At 66.8% G+C, this 16,277-nt stretch carries 16 protein-coding genes; 6 read left to right on the top strand and 10 right to left on the bottom strand.

From position 1 onward, the window contains the following. Positions 1 to 10: 10 nt before the first annotated feature. Positions 11 to 1,126, bottom strand: coding sequence for a phytase (locus tag ACSYHF_RS08015; protein WP_095377443.1), 1,116 nt, complete (start codon positions 1,124 to 1,126; stop codon positions 11 to 13). Then, positions 1,126 to 3,639: a TonB-dependent receptor gene (locus tag ACSYHF_RS08010; RefSeq protein ID WP_428993461.1), complete on the bottom strand. Its 2,514-nt coding sequence runs from the start codon at positions 3,637 to 3,639 to the stop codon at positions 1,126 to 1,128. The genes ACSYHF_RS08015 and ACSYHF_RS08010 overlap by 1 nt, the downstream gene beginning before the upstream one ends. A 217-nt stretch (positions 3,640 to 3,856) precedes the next feature. On the opposite strand from ACSYHF_RS08010, the gene upp reads away from it, so the two are divergent. Both upp and ACSYHF_RS08000 read left to right on the top strand, forming a co-directional pair. Further along, a complete protein-coding gene (upp, locus tag ACSYHF_RS08005; protein ID WP_005416149.1) occupies positions 3,857 to 4,489 on the top strand; it encodes a uracil phosphoribosyltransferase in 633 nt (210 codons plus the stop codon). A 186-nt stretch (positions 4,490 to 4,675) separates the two neighbouring features. Continuing rightward, a complete protein-coding gene (locus ACSYHF_RS08000) occupies positions 4,676 to 4,969 on the top strand; it encodes a PsiF family protein (protein ID WP_005416148.1) in 294 nt (97 codons plus the stop codon). Between the two features lie 41 nt (positions 4,970 to 5,010). Here ACSYHF_RS08000 and ACSYHF_RS07995 read toward each other — a convergent pair whose 3' ends face one another. From ACSYHF_RS07995 to rsmD, 6 genes are all read right to left on the bottom strand, one after another. After that, the gene (locus tag ACSYHF_RS07995; protein ID WP_005416147.1) at positions 5,011 to 5,898 is read right to left on the bottom strand and encodes an MBL fold metallo-hydrolase; all 888 of its coding nucleotides are present in this window, start codon (positions 5,896 to 5,898) and stop codon (positions 5,011 to 5,013) included. Positions 5,899 to 6,016: 118 nt separating this feature from the next. Continuing rightward, positions 6,017 to 7,747 carry a gamma-glutamyltransferase gene (ggt, locus tag ACSYHF_RS07990; RefSeq protein WP_134956100.1) on the bottom strand — a complete coding sequence of 577 codons (1,731 nt, stop codon included), beginning with the start codon at positions 7,745 to 7,747 and terminating at the stop codon, positions 6,017 to 6,019. After that, complete coding sequence (locus tag ACSYHF_RS07985) at positions 7,744 to 8,025, bottom strand: YfhL family 4Fe-4S dicluster ferredoxin (protein WP_004153175.1); 282 nt, start codon at positions 8,023 to 8,025, stop codon at positions 7,744 to 7,746. The genes ggt and ACSYHF_RS07985 overlap by 4 nt, the downstream gene beginning before the upstream one ends. A gap of 132 nt (positions 8,026 to 8,157) precedes the next feature. Then, on the bottom strand, positions 8,158 to 8,649 hold the full coding sequence (locus ACSYHF_RS07980) for a hypothetical protein (RefSeq protein ID WP_004153167.1): 492 nt from the start codon (positions 8,647 to 8,649) through the stop codon (positions 8,158 to 8,160). A 59-nt stretch (positions 8,650 to 8,708) separates the two neighbouring features. Further along, positions 8,709 to 9,218, bottom strand: coding sequence for a pantetheine-phosphate adenylyltransferase (gene coaD, locus ACSYHF_RS07975; RefSeq protein WP_005416145.1), 510 nt, complete (start codon positions 9,216 to 9,218; stop codon positions 8,709 to 8,711). A gap of 26 nt (positions 9,219 to 9,244) precedes the next feature. After that, positions 9,245 to 9,823, bottom strand: coding sequence for a 16S rRNA (guanine(966)-N(2))-methyltransferase RsmD (gene rsmD, locus ACSYHF_RS07970; RefSeq protein ID WP_447576219.1), 579 nt, complete (start codon positions 9,821 to 9,823; stop codon positions 9,245 to 9,247). Positions 9,824 to 10,379: 556 nt separating this feature from the next. On the opposite strand from rsmD, the gene htpG reads away from it, so the two are divergent. After that, on the top strand, positions 10,380 to 12,272 hold the full coding sequence (gene htpG, locus ACSYHF_RS07965; RefSeq protein WP_447576218.1) for a molecular chaperone HtpG: 1,893 nt from the start codon (positions 10,380 to 10,382) through the stop codon (positions 12,270 to 12,272). A gap of 168 nt (positions 12,273 to 12,440) precedes the next feature. Here the strand turns inward: htpG and ACSYHF_RS07960 are convergent, their stop codons facing one another. After that, positions 12,441 to 12,740, bottom strand: a complete 300-nt coding sequence (locus tag ACSYHF_RS07960) for a hypothetical protein (RefSeq protein ID WP_065185205.1) — start codon at positions 12,738 to 12,740, stop codon at positions 12,441 to 12,443. Positions 12,741 to 12,869: 129 nt separating this feature from the next. Here ACSYHF_RS07960 and ftsY point away from each other — a divergent pair, with 129 nt between their 5' ends. The 3 genes from ftsY (at position 12,870) to ACSYHF_RS07945 (ending at position 15,634) form a co-directional block, all read left to right on the top strand. Beyond that, positions 12,870 to 14,150 (top strand): signal recognition particle-docking protein FtsY, encoded by a 1,281-nt coding sequence (gene ftsY, locus ACSYHF_RS07955; protein ID WP_005416141.1) that lies wholly within the window; start codon positions 12,870 to 12,872, stop codon positions 14,148 to 14,150. A gap of 84 nt (positions 14,151 to 14,234) precedes the next feature. After that, entirely contained in the window at positions 14,235 to 15,359 is a 1,125-nt protein-coding gene (gene mutY, locus ACSYHF_RS07950; RefSeq protein ID WP_447576217.1) for an A/G-specific adenine glycosylase, read from the top strand. Positions 15,360 to 15,364: 5 nt separating this feature from the next. After that, positions 15,365 to 15,634: an oxidative damage protection protein gene (locus ACSYHF_RS07945; protein WP_005416139.1), complete on the top strand. Its 270-nt coding sequence runs from the start codon at positions 15,365 to 15,367 to the stop codon at positions 15,632 to 15,634. A gap of 75 nt (positions 15,635 to 15,709) precedes the next feature. On the opposite strand, the gene ACSYHF_RS07940 is transcribed toward ACSYHF_RS07945, so the two are convergent. After that, a complete protein-coding gene (locus tag ACSYHF_RS07940) occupies positions 15,710 to 16,168 on the bottom strand; it encodes a DUF6491 family protein (protein WP_005416138.1) in 459 nt (152 codons plus the stop codon). Positions 16,169 to 16,277 lie beyond the last annotated feature (109 nt).

Raw genomic sequence — 16,277 nt, 5'->3', positions numbered from 1 at the left:
CGCTGCCGGCTCATGCGCCACACTCCAGCGGCAACGCCAGTTGCTTGGCGATGCTCTCCCAGTCGAACGCCACCACGCCCTGGTCGTCATGCACGGCATACAGCGCACCGTGCGGGAAGCGCGTGCTGGCTTGCTGCATCATCCAGATGCCATCGGTGTTGGCCACGGTATTGCCCTGGAACGCGCCGACCGGCTTCAGCGTGTGCCGGTCGAACAGATGGAACACGCTGCGCTGCTTGCCCTGTTCGGTGGTGATCCACCAGCCATCCTTGCCGCAGGTGCGCAGGGCCACGCCTTCGGCCTGTGCCTTGAACACGTCGCGGCCGAAGGTGGTGCCGGTGAAGCGGCCCGCGAGGGTGTAGACCTTGAACTCGCTGGCGTAGCTCTCGTCCTCTTCGGCGATCAGCAGGCGGTCGTTCTCGGGATCGCCCCAGATCGACTCGACCACGCGCAGCGCACCAGTCTCAGTGGTATCGCCGATGCTGGCCACCCGCTTCGCGTCGACCTTCTCACCATTGCGGGTCACGTGATACTGGCGCACGCGCTTGTCCAGCTCGGCCAGCGGCGGCAGGATGTCGCGCCCCTGTGCATCCTCGCCGTTGTCCCAGGAGTCGGTGACGTAGACGCTGTAGCCATCGGCACGGCGGTCGACCCACAGCCCGTAAGGCTTGCGCAGGTCGTCCGCCGCGAACGTCGCCAGCGGCGCGAAGTCCGGCAGGCGCAGTACCTGCACGCGGTGATTGTCGCGCTCCACGATCCACAGCAGGTCGTCGGTCACCGCGATGCCGTTTGGGCGGTCGAACTGCCCCGGTGCGGTGCCGCTGCTGCCGACGTCACGCAGGTGCTGGCCGGTGCTGCCGTCGTAGACCACCAGCTTGTCGGTGGCCTTGGCAGTGGCGATCAGCCACAGTACGCCGTCCGGCGCGCGCCAGGCCGCCGGCGAGTCGATGTTGTCGGCCGGGGTCATCGGTGACAGGAACGCTTCGGCGATGGTGGCAACCTTGCGCTCGCCACTGGCGGCCGGCGAGGCCGCTCCCGCAACCGGATCGTTGCCGGTGGCCGGCGTGCAGCCGGCGACCAGCGTAGCCGCCAGCGCGGCGGCCAGGACAGTGACGCCACGCCCCATCACAGCGCCACCTTCAGGCCCAGCGCATAGGTGCGGCCGTACTCTTCCAGCTGCAGGGTGCGCGAACGGGTGCCCTGGTACAGCTCCAACGGCTTGTCCAGCAGGTTCTGCGCCTCGAAGTACACGCTCACGCGCGGGGTGAACTTGTAGTCAAGCGAGAAATCGAGCTGGGTGTTGGGTGCCACGTAGATGTCGAATGCGCGCCCCTTGCCGATGCTGTCCAGGTACTCGCTGCGGTACACGGCCGCCAGGCGCGTGCTTACACCATACTTTTCATAGCCGATGTGTGCGCTGTAGACATGCTTGGAAGCGCGCGGCAGCGTGAAGTCCTCGCCCGCACGGTCCTTGATGCCGGCATCGAACTTTGTATCCAGCCAGGTGCCACTGGCGCCGACCAGCAGGCCATCCAGGCCGTCCGGCAGGAAGGCCAGCTGCTGCTGCCAGTTGAACTCCGCACCACGCACGGTGGCCTTGCGACCATTGATCGGCTGCGTCACATCGAATCCACCGTAGGCCGGATCATTGGTGCGCACGGTTTCGACGATGTAGCCATCGATCGACTTGTGGAACAGGCCCAGCGAAACGATGCCGCTGCTGCCGATGTACTTCTCCAACGACAGGTCGATGTTCTTCGACTCGTACGGATCCAGTTCCGGGTTACCCAGGCGCACTTCCTCGTCACCACGGCTGTAACCCACGCGCGGCGAGACGTCGCCGAAGGACGGGCGCGATACGGTCTTGTTGGCCGAGGCGCGCAGCACCCAGTCATCAGCCGCGTCATAGCGCAGGTGCAGGCCCGGCAGCACGTTGGTGTAGCTGCTGTTGGCCACGCGCGGGGTGACGGTGAAGCTGCGGCCGTTGGCGGCCACGTCCACCTGGTTGCCGATCGCCTTGAAGCGGGTGTTCTCCACGCGCACGCCGCCGATGAGGCGCAGCGCGCCCACGTCCCAGGTACCCATGGCGTAGCTGGCGAAGATGTCTTCGCTGGCCACGTAATCCTCTTCCAGCGACGTCATCGCATTGCCGCCGACGTCCTGCGGGCGGGCGCTGTACTGGCTGCCATTGGCCGCCCAGAAGGCACGCATCGCCGCCGAATCCATGCCGTCGCCGAAGTTGCCGTGGCGATGTTCGGGCGAGGAGGTGGTCCAGCCCGCCAGCGCCACCTTCGGGCCGACGCGCAGTTCGCGCTCATCCACATTCACGTCGCGGTCGCGCCAGCGGCCGAGCAGACCGAACTTGATGCTGCTGCTGTCGCCGTCGAAGCGCACGTTGACCTGCGCGCTGTGCTCCTTGTCGTTCACCTGCTTGGGCGATAGCACGAAGCGGTCGAACGCGTAATTGCTGTTGTCCAGCCACTGCGGGTTGTCGAAGCTGTAGCTGGGCAGCCGGCTGCTCTGGTCCAGGCTGCCGTTGAACGCCTTGCCGTTGAGCTTGAAACGCGCCTCCATCTCGTCGTTCACGCGCTCTTCGGTACGGGTGTAGCCGATCCGGTAATCAACCACGGCGTTGGTCAACTTGTTCTCGCCGCCCAGGCTGGCCGCGAAGGTGTTTTCCTTCTTGGTGCGGTAGCGCATGCGCTTGTCGATCGAGTCCTTCGGCATGCCATCCAGGCGGTACTGGTCGGTGCCGGTCTTGACCATCTTCGCGTCGTCGAAGTTGAAGATCACGCGCTGGCGGGTCTCCGCATCGTCGAACTGGCTGTACAGCGTGCGCAGGTAGTACCTGCTGTCTTCGTCCGGCCGCCAGTCGAGGTTGAGGTTGGCGCCGATGCGCTTGCGCTCGATCTCGTACTTACGGTGCTGCAGGTTGATCGCGGTCACGTCACCGGGGGCGGCATCGTCCTCGCCGTCGTACTCCACTTCGGTGTTGTCCGACTCGAACCGGCGCTTCTGGTAGTTCACGCCCAGCGCCACGCCGAAGGTGTCGTTGAACACTTCGCTGTAGTTGAAGGCCGCCTTCGGGCTGGTCTCCCCGGACAGCTGCTGGTGGCTGCCCTCGATCTTGCCACGCAGGCTGCGACCGTCGCGGTCGAAGGCCGAGGCCGATTCCACCAGCACGGCACCGCCGATGGCATCACCGGGCATGTCCGGGGTCGGCGACTTCACCACGCGCAGGCGTTCGGTGGAATCGGACGGGATCACGTCCAGCGGCGCGGCACGGCTGGAATCCTCCGGCGTGCCCACGGCGATGCCATCCACGCTGACGCTGTTGAGATTGGCGTCCAGGCCACGGATGACCACGAAACGGCCCTCACCCTGGTCACGGGTCACGCTGATGCCCGGCAGGCGCTGCAGCGACTCGGCCACGTTCTTGTCCGGGTACTGGCCCAGGGCATCGGAGGACACCGCGTCTTCGATGGCGTCGCTGCCGCGCTTGAGGTCGACCGCGCGGATCTGCGATTCGAGCTGGGCGCGCACCTCGATACGGTCCAGGTCGACCGCGTCGGCCGCCACGGCGCCGGTGGCGGCTACCGCCTGCTGCCCGGCGGCCTGCAGCGGGGCGGCGGCCCCCATCGCCAGGGTCAGGGTGATGGCAACGGCCAACGGAGTCTTGATATGCACTGGGAATCCCCATTCCTGTTAAGAATGGGTCTGCACGGTATGTCCGCAAGGTTGCATGGCCGTGACATGCCTCTGCACATTTCATGTACAGCGGCCCCGGGCCCGGTTTGGGCTTCGCCCCGCCAATCCGGCAAAATGGCGGCCTCTCTCCCTATTCCCCTTCCCGACCATGAAGATCGTCGAAGTGCGCCACCCGCTGGTGCAGCACAAGATCGGCCTGATGCGCAACGCTGCGCTCAGCACCAAGGATTTCCGCGAACTGGCCAACGAGCTGGGTACGCTGCTGGCCTACGAGGCCACCGCCGACCTGGATACCGAGCCGCACACCCTGGCCGGCTGGGCCGGCCCGGTGACGGTGCAGCGCATTGCCGGCGCCAAGATCACCGTGGTGCCGATCCTGCGTGCCGGCCTGGGCATGCTCAGCGGCGTGCTGTCGCTGATTCCGGCCGCCCGTGTCAGCGTGGTCGGCCTGCAGCGCGATGAAGAAACCCTGCAGCCGGTACCCTACTTCGAGCGCCTGACCGGCCGCCTGGAAGAGCGCGACGCACTGATCCTCGACCCGATGCTGGCCACCGGCGGCACGCTGATCGCCACCATCGACATGCTCAAGCGCGCCGGCGCCCGTCGCATCAAGGGCATCTTCCTGGTGGCCGCGCCCGAAGGCATCGAAGCAGTGAAGGCCGTGCATCCGGACGTGGAAATCTACACTGCGGCCATCGATGCCCAGCTCAACGACAAGGGCTACATCCTGCCCGGACTGGGCGACGCGGGTGACCGCATCTTCGGCACCCGCGTCGGCTGATCCGGCGAACCGTGGTCGGATCCCTCTCCGCAGGAGAGGGCTCTGACCCGACAACCGTTCGCCGGCCCGCTTCGCCGCGTCACGTGAACGCCCGTGGACGCGGGTGTGGCCGACGCGTGATTCTTCACGTGGCCTTACCGGTCGGAAGCGAATGCTCCGCGCACCCGCCACCGCTTGGAGCTCCCGATGAAAGCCTCTTTCCTGCTGGCCGCCGTCCTGCTGGTCGGCCTGCCCCTGACTGCCAATGCCACCACCCCGCAGCAGCAGCGCATGGCCGAATGCTCGGCCAAGAACAAGGGCTTGAAGGGGGATGCCTACAAGACCGCGCAGAGCTCCTGCCTCAGCGGCCAGGCCGCCGAAACCAAGCCGGTCAATACGCAGCAGGAACGCATGCGCAAATGCAACGCTGACGCAGGCGCGAAGAAGCTGGCCGGCGATGCGCGCAAGACCTTCATGAGCAGCTGCCTGAAGGCGTCGTAACGACGAGTGATGTAGAGCCGAGCCCACGCTCGGCTCTGCCATTAACCCAGGGCGCGCGCCTTCAGCTCGCCCTGTTCGTGCAGGGTCACGAAACGTCCCTTGTCATCACGGCCCAGCTGCGCCAGCGCCACCTGCGGGTCGTGGGTGAAGAACAGCCGCACGTTGCGCGCCAGCTTGTCTTCAAGGAACTGCCGTTTCTCGTCGATCAGCAATTCGGCATTGCGGTCATAGCCCATGGTGATCGGCACGTGCACCCATGAACGACCTGGGATGAGGTCGGCACAGAACACCACGCCACCGTGCGCATCTTCACCGGCATGCGCGTGGCCAACGATCTCGGCCAGCATCAGCCCCGGCGTATGCCCATCGCTGTAGCTGAAGCGCACGCTGCGGCCGAGCGCCTTCGAGTACTCCCCCTCCACTACTTCCAGGCGGCCACTGGCCTGCAGCAGGCCGGGCAGCTCAGGAATGAAACTGGCCCGATCGCGCGGGTGTGGCCGCACGGCGCGCTGCCAATGCTGCGCACCAACCACATAGGTTGCGTTGGGGAACAGCAGTTCGGGCTCACGCCCTTCGCTCCATGCGGCAAGCAGGCCACCGGCATGATCGAAGTGCAGGTGGCTGAGCACCACCACGTCGATGTCCTCGTGCTCGAAACCCGCTTCGCGCAGTGAATCGATCAGCACGTGCTGGCTTTCCTGCACGCCATAACGCTCGCGCATGCGCGGGTCGAAGAACGCACCGATACCGGTTTCAAACAGTACTGTCTTGCCTTCCAGCGGACTGGCAAGCAGCGCACGGCAGGCCAGCTCGATGCGATTGAGCTCGTCCGGAGCCGCCCATTTTTCCCACAACGCACGCGGCGCGTTGCCGAACATCGCGCCGCCGTCCAGGCGCTGCGAGTTTCCACGAATAGACCAGAGTTTCATGCGTCGATTATCGGCGCCGGACTGTTAAATAATCGCTAGAAAGGAAACAGGAAACCCCGCCGGTTGGCGGGGTCCTGGTGATCTGCCAGATTGCCGGCCAGTGGCCGGCACCGCCACATCAGTGGGCCGGCACGACCTGGGCACTGCCCACCGGATTGCGCGGGTCGCTGCCGCCGAACAGCTTGTTCGCCTTGCGGTCCCATTCCACGGTCTGCAGGTTGCCCCACACGTGGCTGGAACCGCGACCGCCGGCGGCGACATTGCCCGGCAGGTCGATCCTGTGGCCCATCGCCTGCAGCTGCTTCACCGTCGCCGCGTCGAACGCATCGTCCTCGGCTTCGATCAGATCCGGCAGCCACTGGTGGTGGTAGCGCGGCAGCGCGGCAACCTGCTGCGCGTCCAGGCCGGCGTCGTAGCCGAGGATGCCCAGCAGCACCATGGTGATGATGCGGCTGCCACCCGGCGTGCCCAGCACGATCACCTTGTCGCTGTTTTCCATGAAGGTCGGCGTCATCGAGCTGAGCATGCGCTTGCCCGGCTTCGGCGCATTGGCCTCGTAGCCCATCACGCCGAAGGCATTGGGCGTACCCGGCTTCAGCGCGAAATCGTCCATCTCGTTGTTCAGCAGCACGCCGGTGCCCTTGGGAATGAGCCCCGAGCCGTACAGCAGGTTGACGGTCTGGGTGGCGCCGACGCGGTTGCCGTCGCGGTCGATGATCGAGAAGTGCGTGGTCTCGTCGTCTTCCAGCGGCGTCGGATTGCCCGACAGCAGGTCGCTGGGCGTGGCCTTCTCCGGATGGATGGTCGCGCGCAGGCCCTGTGCGTAGTCCTTGCTGGTCAGCACCTTCTGCGGGATCTGCACGAAGTCCGGATCGCCGAGGAAGAAGGTACGGTCGCGGTAGGCACGGCGCATCGACTCCACCACCAGGTGGGTGCGGTGCGCCGGGTCCATCTTGTTGATGTCCCAGCCTTCCAGGATCTGCAGCATGCTGGCCAGCGCGATGCCACCGGACGACGGCGGCGGCGCGGTGGTGATCTTCCAGCCGTTGTAGTTGAACACGATCGGCTCGCGCTGCTTCACGCGGTAGCCGGCCAGCTCTTCAGCGGTCCACTTGCCGCCGGCCTGCTTCACGCCGGCCAGCAGCAGCTTTCCGGTCTGGCCCTTGTAGAAGCCATCGAAGCCACCTGCGGCCAGGCGCTCCAGCGTCTCCGCCAGCTCCGGCTGCCTGAACAGGTCACCGCTGGCGATCGGCTTGCCGTTGCGCAGATAGACTTCACGCGTGCCGGGATAGCGCTCCATCACTTCACGGCGCGACGCATAGCCCTTGGCCATGCGGTCGTACACCGGGAAGCCTTCGCGCGCGATGCGGATCGCCGGCTGCAGCGATGCAGACAGCGGCAGCTTGCCGTGCTTGGCCGACAGTTCGACCAGCGCCGCAGGCAGGCCGGGAATACCGGCCGACCACGCACCGTTGACCGAGCGGTCGCGGTCGAGGTTGCCCTGCTTGTCGAGGAAGGCCTGCGGTGTAGCGGCGGCCGGTGCGGTCTCGCGCGCGTCCAGCATCACGTCCTTGCCGGTGGCCGCGTCGTGCAGCAGGAAGAAGCCACCACCGCCCAGCCCGGAACTGATCGGCTCGACCACCGCCAGCGTGGACGACACTGCCACCGCGGCGTCGAAGGCGTTGCCGCCCTGCGCCAGGATGTCGATGCCGGCCTGGGTGGCCAGCGCGTGCCCACTGGCAATGGCCGCGCCATCGGGGCGCTCGGCACGGGCCGGGCTGTCGGCCCAGGCAACCGGGCTCAGCAGCAGGCCGAGCAGCAACAGGGGGCGGACGATCAGCGTCTTCATTCGGATGGGGGCTCCGCATAGAGTTCGGGGTGATCGTGCTGCAGTTGGCGCAGCTTGGCCAGCAGCTGGTCTTCCGTTTCCACGATCTCCGGATCCGGGTCGATGCACTCGACCGGGCAGACGACCACGCACTGTGGCTCGTCGAAATGACCCACGCATTCGGTGCAGCGCGCAGGGTCGATCACGTAGATGGTTTCACCCATCGCAATGGCCTGGTTCGGGCAGGCCGGCTCGCAGACGTCGCAGTTGACGCAGAGCTCGTTGATTTTCAGCGACATGGCGATACTCCTCGCCCGCGCCTTGGGACAAAGGACCGGCCAGCGCGGGCGCGCGGGCCGGTCAGGTCATCAGCGGCGCCGTTGCAGGACGCCGCCCGGGCCATGCCGGAGCATGGCCGCCATGGCTCGGTATTACTTGGCTTCGACGAAAATGTACTCGGCACCGGTCGGCTGGATCGCAGCCTGCACGCGGGCGTTGTCGGCCGACTGGCCGATGAAGACGACGCGCACGCCCTTCATCGAATCCGGCGACACGTCCTTGAACACGGCCTGGATCATGTCAGCCATCTTGCCCGAGGCCGACGAACCAAAGGCCAGCATGTTGCCCGGCTGCACGCCACGGGCCACGGCCTGGGTCGCGCTCTCGGTCTGGCGCTCGTACTTGGCCTGGAAGTCCGGGTCCGATTCCGGGGAGAGGTAATACAGGAACGGGCTGTTGGTGATGTTGCCCATGTTCTGGATCGCCACTTCCTGCAGGTACTTCTTCCAGCCGGCATCGTCGTCCTTGGACGGAGCGACCAGGGCCTGCTTGGCCTCGTCGACCGGAGCGGCCTCTTCCTTCTTGCAGGCGGTGAAGGCCAGGGCCAACGAAGCGATCAGCATCGCGCGCATGGTGGTGTTCATGGATTTCCTCCCGGAATGGTGCGTGGTGTTGTACGTAATGGGGTGCAGGTACGGCGGGCTTACGACTGTGCCGCCTTCGCTTCGCGGACCTTGCGCAGGGCTTCGAGCACCGCGGCCGGCACGAAACCGGACACGTCGCCGCCCAGGCGCGCGATCTCGCGGACCAGCGAGGACGAAATGAAGCTGTGCTGCTCGGCCGGGGTCAGGAACAGGGTCTCGACCTCGGGGATCAGGTGGCGGTTCATGCTGGCCATCTGGAACTCGTACTCGAAGTCGGACACCGCGCGCAGGCCGCGCAGCAGCACCCCGCCCTGGACCGAACGTACGAAATGGGCCAGCAGGGTATCGAAGCCGATGACTTCGACATTGCCATGGTGGGCCAGGGCGCCACGCGCCAGCTGCACGCGCTGTTCCAGCGGCAGCGCCGGGCCCTTCGACGGGCTCTGCGCCACGCCGACCACGACCTTTTCGAACAGCGGCGCGGCCCGGCTCACAAGGTCGATGTGACCGTTGGTGATCGGGTCGAACGTGCCGGGATAGACGGCAATGCGGCGGTTGGCCACGGTCATGGGCGGTAGCAGATGTTCAGATGAGGTCAAAGTGTAGCAGTGGCACGGCGGTACAGGGCAAAGCGCACCTCACGGGTGCCGCCCTCGCGGTGCAGCAGCCAGCCCTGCGGCAGCACCGGCACGTGGCCGGCCGGCGATTCCAGGTACAGCCAGGCATCGGCTGCCAGGTGCCGCGGCAGCTGGGCCAGCACGTCCTGCCACAGGCCATCGGCGAATGGCGGGTCGATGAACACCAGATCGGCCTGCTGCGCCTGCGCACCCTGCAGCCAGCGCAGGGCATCTGCCTGCACGACGCTGATCTGGTCGCTGGCCTGCAGCTTGGCCACGGCGGCGGTCAGGTTGCGTCCCAGCTGCGCATCGCGCTCGACCAGGGTGGCGTGGGCGGCACCGCGCGAGACGGCTTCCAGCCCCAATGCGCCGCTGCCTGCGAACAGGTCCAGGACGTGGGCCCCGCCCAGCTTGGGCATCAGCCAGTTGAACAGGGTCTCGCGCACACGGTCGCTGCTGGGCCGAAGCCCCGGCAGGGTCGGCACCGGCAAGCGGGTATTGCGCCAACGACCGCCGATGATGCGGACCTGGCCGCCATTGCCCCCGCGGCCGCTCACCGGCGCCCCCGGCGGGGTTCATTCGAGAAATTCAGCATGAGCGGGATTGTAGTTCGGGCGGGCGGCGCCCGGGGACGCGCCAACGCATGCGCGCTGTCGCTCCCACGCTTCGCCGCGCGAAACGCGGGCCCCACTTACCAGCTTCCACACCCCCGCCGCTTCGCGGCCGCCCCCTGACTCAGGGGGCTCCACCCCAGACGCGATCCGATGCTCGACATACAGGCCAGTTTTATTTCGATATCTGATAGATGTGTCGACCAAGGTCGACACCTACCAACAGCCGAGTGAACCCGTCAGAGGCGAGGCGGTGTGGGTTGGCAGGACCGTTGGCGCCATGGATGGCGCCATCGAGCCCCCAGGGACGGGTTCACGGCGTGTCCTGCCAACCCACACCGCCCCGCCATCCCACGGAACGCCCGCTGTTGCTGTTGCTTCGGCCTCTGCAGGTGCAGGGCTGCAAGCCCTGCCCGACCAACCCCTTGATTTCGGGACAATCATCCCTACCCCTTGGCGAGGCCGCACGCGCTGGCGCGGCATTGCACATGGAGCCCTATCGATGACCGAGACCACCCAGACCGAAACCCTTGGCTTCCAGACCGAAGTCAAGCAACTGCTGCAGCTGATGATCCACTCGCTGTACTCCAACAAGGAAATCTTCCTGCGCGAGCTGGTCTCCAACGCTGCCGACGCCGCCGACAAGCTACGCTTCGAGGCCCTGACCCAGCCGGCGCTGCTGGAAGGCGACAGCGAGCTGCGCGTGCGCGTCAGCTTCGACGCCGCCGCCCACACCATCACCATCGAAGACAACGGCATTGGCATGAGCCGCGCCGAAGCCATCGCCCACCTCGGCACCATCGCCAAGTCCGGCACCGGCGACTTCCTGCGGCAGCTGTCCGGCGACCAGAAGAAGGATTCGCAGCTGATCGGCCAGTTCGGCGTCGGCTTCTACAGCGCTTTCATCGTCGCCGACGAAGTGGAAGTGACCTCGCGCCGCGCCGGCCTGGCTGCGGCCGAAGGCGTGCGCTGGACCTCGCGTGGCGAAGGCGATTTCGAAGTGGCCACCGTCGACAAGGCCGAGCGCGGTACCCGCATCGTGCTGCACCTGAAGGACGGCGAGCACGACTTCGCCGATGGCTGGCGCCTGCGCAGCATCCTCAAGAAGTACTCGGACCACATCGGTCTGCCGATCCAGATGCCGAAGGAAGGTGGCGAAGAAGGCGCCGCCGTCGAGTGGGAGACCGTCAACCGCGCCAGCGCGCTGTGGACCCGCCCGCGCACCGAGATCAGCGACGCCGAGTACACCGAGTTCTACAAGCACGTAGCGCACGACCATAGCGACCCGCTGGCGTGGAGCCACAACAAGGTCGAGGGCAAGCTGGAGTACACCTCGCTGCTGTACGTGCCCGGCCGCGCGCCGTTCGACCTGTACCACCGCGATGCGCCCAAGGGCCTGAAACTGTACGTGCAGCGCGTGTTCGTGATGGACCAGGCCGAGCAGTTCCTGCCGCTGTACCTGCGCTTCATCAAGGGCGTGGTCGATTCCAACGACCTGTCGCTGAACGTCTCGCGCGAGATCCTGCAGTCCGGCCCGGTCATCGATTCGATGAAATCGGCGCTGACCAAGCGTTCGCTGGACATGCTGGAGAAGCTGGCCAGCGACAAGCCCGAGCAGTACGCCACGTTCTGGAAGGAGTTCGGCCAGGTGCTGAAGGAAGGCCCGGCCGAGGACTACAACAACCGCGAGAAGGTGGCCGGCCTGCTGCGCTTCGCCTCCACCCGTGGCGACGGCGATGCGCAGAGCGTGTCGCTGGCCGATTACATCGGCCGCATGACCGAAGGCCAGGACAAGATCTACTACCTCACCGGCGAGAGCTACAGCCAGGTGCGCAACAGTCCGCACCTGGAAGTGTTCCGCAAGAAGGGCGTGGAAGTGCTGCTGCTGACCGACCGCATCGACGAGTGGCTGATGGGCTACCTGACCGATTTCGACGGCAAGGGCTTCGTCGACATCGCCCGTGGCGATCTCGACCTGGGCGCACTGGAAACCGATGCGGACAAGCAGGCACAGGAAGCGGCAGCAAAGGACAAGCAGGGCCTGGTCGAGCGGCTCAAGACGGTCCTGGGTGACGAAGTGGCCGAGGTGCGCGTGTCGCACCGCCTGACCGATTCGCCGGCGGTGCTGGCCATCGGCGAGCAGGACCTGGGCCTGCAGATGCGCCAGATCCTGGAAGCCAGCGGGCAGAAGGTGCCGGACAGCAAGCCGGTGCTGGAGATCAACCCGGGCCATCCGCTGATCGCCAAGCTCGACGCCGAAGCCGATGGCGCGCGCTTCGACGACCTCGGCCGGGTGCTGTTCGACCAGGCCGCGCTGGCCGCCGGTGACAGCCTGAAGGATCCGGGTGCCTATGTGGCGCGCCTGAACAGGCTGCTGCTGGAGCTGTCGGCCTGATCGAGGCGGTGGTCGCCGGGCATGGCCCAGCGGTGCCTTGGTAGAGGCCAACCTTGGTTGGCGCCCCCAAAAGCGTGCCAACCAAGGTTGGCACCTGCCAGGGCGGGTCAAGCATGCCAACCAGGGTTGGCACCCACCAGGGCGGCGGTTCGCGCCTGCCGAGGGGGCTCAGGCTTCCCGATCCAGCAGCGAACCCAGCAACGGGTCCTGGCGGCGGATCACCGAGGCATTGGCGGCGAAGGCCACCACCTCGGCTTTCGCCGCCAGCAGATCTCCCAGCGGTGCACCGACATCAGCGCCGGCGGCAGTCACCGAGGCCTGCACCCCACCCTGTCCAGTGGCACCGCGCTGCAACTGCAGGCGCTGCGCATCGGGGGTGGCCAGATTGGCCACGTTGTGCGCTGCCACCTGCACGCCCTGCTGGGCCGCACGCATCCCGCCGAGGGCGATTCCCATCACGTTGTTCATGGCGGTCTCCGGGCCGCTCCGCGCAACCCTCCGGACCGGTTAACGGCCGGCCGGCCGCGACCTTGAGTCCACATCGGCCCGACAGGCCCGAGTGGTAGCATATCCCTCTGATTTCAGCGCCTTTTGCCAATGCTCAGTTTTTTCCGCCGCAAGAAGCCCCAGGATGCCCCCACCACGGAGGCGTCCAAGACCCAGCACTACTCGGCTGAAGAGCTGGCGGCGGCGTTCCCGTCGGCCGCCCCGGCCGAAGACGCACCCACCGCCGCAGTGGTCGAAGCCAATGCACCCGCACCTGCACCGGAATCGGCCCCGGTCGCCGAAGTGCCTGCCGTGCCAGCTGCGCAGCCGGCCACCGCGCCCGAGGACGTCCAGGCTGAAGCGCTCGCTGCGGCCGCTGTGCTGGCTCCTCTGGCTCCGGTCATTCCGGTCGAGGAACCCACCGCCCCGGCCACCGACCTGCCTGCGCTGGTGGATGCCCCTCCGGCGCCCGCCGGCAAGCCCGGCTGGCGCGAGCGCCTGCGCAACAGCGTCATCGCGCGCAGCTTCGGCGGCCTGTTCTCGCGCAACCCCAAGCTCGACGACGATCTGCTGGACGAGCTGGAAACCGCCCTGATCACCGCCGACGTCGGCGTGGGCGCCACCACCGATCTGGTCGAGGGCCTGCGCAAGCGCATGAAGTCGCGCGAGTTCGCCGACGCCAATGCGCTGCTGGCCGCGCTGCGCGCCGAGCTGATCGCGATCCTGCAGCCGGTGGCCAAGCCGCTGGTGATCGACCGCAATGCCAAGCCCTTCGTAGTGCTCACCGTCGGCGTCAACGGCGTCGGCAAAACCACCACCATCGGCAAGCTGGCCAAGCGCTTCAAGGATGACGGCCACAGCCTGATGCTGGCTGCCGGCGATACCTTCCGCGCCGCCGCCGTGGCCCAGCTGCAGGCCTGGGGCGAGCGCAACGGCGTGGCCGTGGTTGCGCAGGGGCAGAACGCCGATGCTGCTTCGGTGGCATTCGACGCGCTGCAGGCCGGCAAGGCCCGCGGCACCTCGGTGCTGATCGCCGATACCGCCGGCCGCCTGCACACCCAGTCCGGGCTGATGAACGAGCTGGGCAAGATCCGCCGCGTGCTCGGCAAGATCGACCCCACCGCCCCGCACGAGGTGCTGATGGTGATCGACGGCACCACCGGCCAGAACGCGCTGTCGCAGCTGCGCCAGTTCAATGCCGCAGTGAACGTGACCGGCCTGGTGGTGACCAAGCTGGACGGCACCGCCAAGGGCGGCGTGGTGTTCGCACTGGCCCGCGAGTTCGGCATTCCGATCCGCTTCGCCGGCATTGGCGAGCGCCCGGAAGACCTGCGTGTATTCGACCCGGAAGCCTTCGTCGACGCCCTGCTGCCCGAAGCATTGGGCGCCTGATACACCGTGCAGCCACGCATGGCGTGGCTCTACTGCGATCTGGTAGAGCCACCCCATGGGTGGCTGCCTCCTTCCGGAACACTCATGCCCCGCCAGCCGCACGCCAGCGCCGACACTGCCAAGGAAGACGACTTCGTCGCCCGCCTGCTGCACTGGTTCGACGACCACGGTCGCCATGACCTGCCCTGGCAGCACCCGCGCAGCCCCTATCGGGTCTGGTTGTCGGAGATCATGCTGCAGCAGACCCAGGTGGCCACGGTCATCCCGTACTTCCAGCGGTTCCTGCAGCACTTCCCAACCCTGCCCGAGCTCGCCGCCGCCAGCAATGACGCGGTGATGGCGCAGTGGGCCGGGCTCGGCTACTACGCCCGCGCACGCAACCTGCATGCCGCCGCAAAGCGCTGCGTGGAACTGCACGACGGCGACCTGCCGCGCGATTTCGATGCATTGCATGCCCTGCCCGGCATCGGCCGCAGCACCGCCGGTGCGATCCTCAGCCAGGCATGGAACGATCGGTTCGCGATTCTCGACGGCAACGTCAAGCGCGTGCTCAGCCGCTACCACGGCATCGACGGCTTTCCCGGCCTGCCGGCCATCGAGAAACAACTGTGGGCGATTGCCCAGGCGCACGTCGCGCAGGTGCCGGCCGGGCGCATGGCCGATTACACCCAGGCGCAGATGGATCTGGGCGCGACGGTATGCAGCCGGGCCAAGCCGGCCTGCGTGATCTGCCCGCTGCAGGACGCGTGCGTGGCGCGGCGCGAAGGCCGCACCACTGAACTGCCCACGCCCAAGCCCAGCAGGACCCTGCCCGAACGCGAAGCGGTCGCCCTGCTGCTGCGCGACGCCCAGCAACGCGTGCTGCTGCAGAAGCGGCCGGACACCGGCATCTGGGCGCAGCTGTGGACGCTGCCGCAGGCCGAGGCCGGCAGCGACCTGCAGGACTGGTTCGACGCACATGTCGACGGCTCGCTGGAAGATGCAGAGGAACTACCGGTGCTGCAGCACACCTTCAGCCACTACAGGCTGCACCTGCAGGTATTGTCACGGAAGGTGCGCGGCCTGCGTGTGGAAGAACCCACGCTGCGCTGGGTCGCCAACGACGAGCTACCCGCATTGGGCCTGCCGGCACCGATCCGCAAACTGCTCGACGGCGCCACGATCAAGACGCCGAAACGAAATTCCAGCAAACCCCGTAACCACGAGTGAATGCCATGCCCCGAACCGTCTTCTGCCAGTACGAACAACGCGATGCCGAGGGCCTGGACTTCGTGCCCTACCCCGGCGAGCTGGGCCAGCGCATCTTCAACAACATCGGCAAGCAGGCCTGGGCCGCGTGGCTGGCCCACCAGACCATGCTGATCAACGAGAACCGGCTGTCGCCGCGCACGCCGGAACATCGTGCGTTCCTTGAAGGCGAACTGGTCAAGTTCCTGTTCGAGAAGGACGCGGAAAAGCCGGCCGGCTTCACCCCGGAAACCTGACAACCCAAAAGGGGACGGAGGGGATTAAGTCGTTTGTGGCACAAACGACTTAATCCCCTCCGTCCCCTTTTTCGATCATTTCGCCGGTGCGGTGTTTTCCTCGCGCTCCTGCACCTGCGCCTGGCGCAGCTCCTGCTCGGACGCGCGCAGTGCCTTCACATCCAGCTTGCGGATGCTGTTGATGAAGCACGGCAGGCGCGGGCCGCCGGTGGGGTCGCGTACCAGCACTTTGTCAAAGCGCGACGACACACGGCCCATGCTGCTGGTCAGACCGATGGCGGTCGCATACGGCAGGTCCTGGCAGGGACCATTCAACTCCAGCAGATAGGCTTCGCTGGGACGGGTCCACACCGCCAGCGCACTGTCGCCCAGCTCGGTCCAGCCATTGAGGCTGCCAAAGAACTGCATGTCGTTCTGCGGCGCGCCGGCGTGGGCACGGTACAGATCCAGTTTCTCGGTACTGCTGAGCCGGCCGGTCGTCGCACAGGCGGCCAGTGCCAGGCAGAGTCCGGCCATCAGGATCGGGGTCTTCATGGCGATCTCCTCGGGGAACTGTCGCCATCATGCGCCTGGGCTGGCAACGCCGGCGCGACGGCTCGCGCCCCATTCAGCCGCCGGTCGGCGGCTACTGGCCGGACCACGG

This window comes from Stenotrophomonas maltophilia group sp. P373 (assembly GCF_053295075.1).
This window is presented reverse-complemented; position numbering and strand designations above follow the sequence as displayed.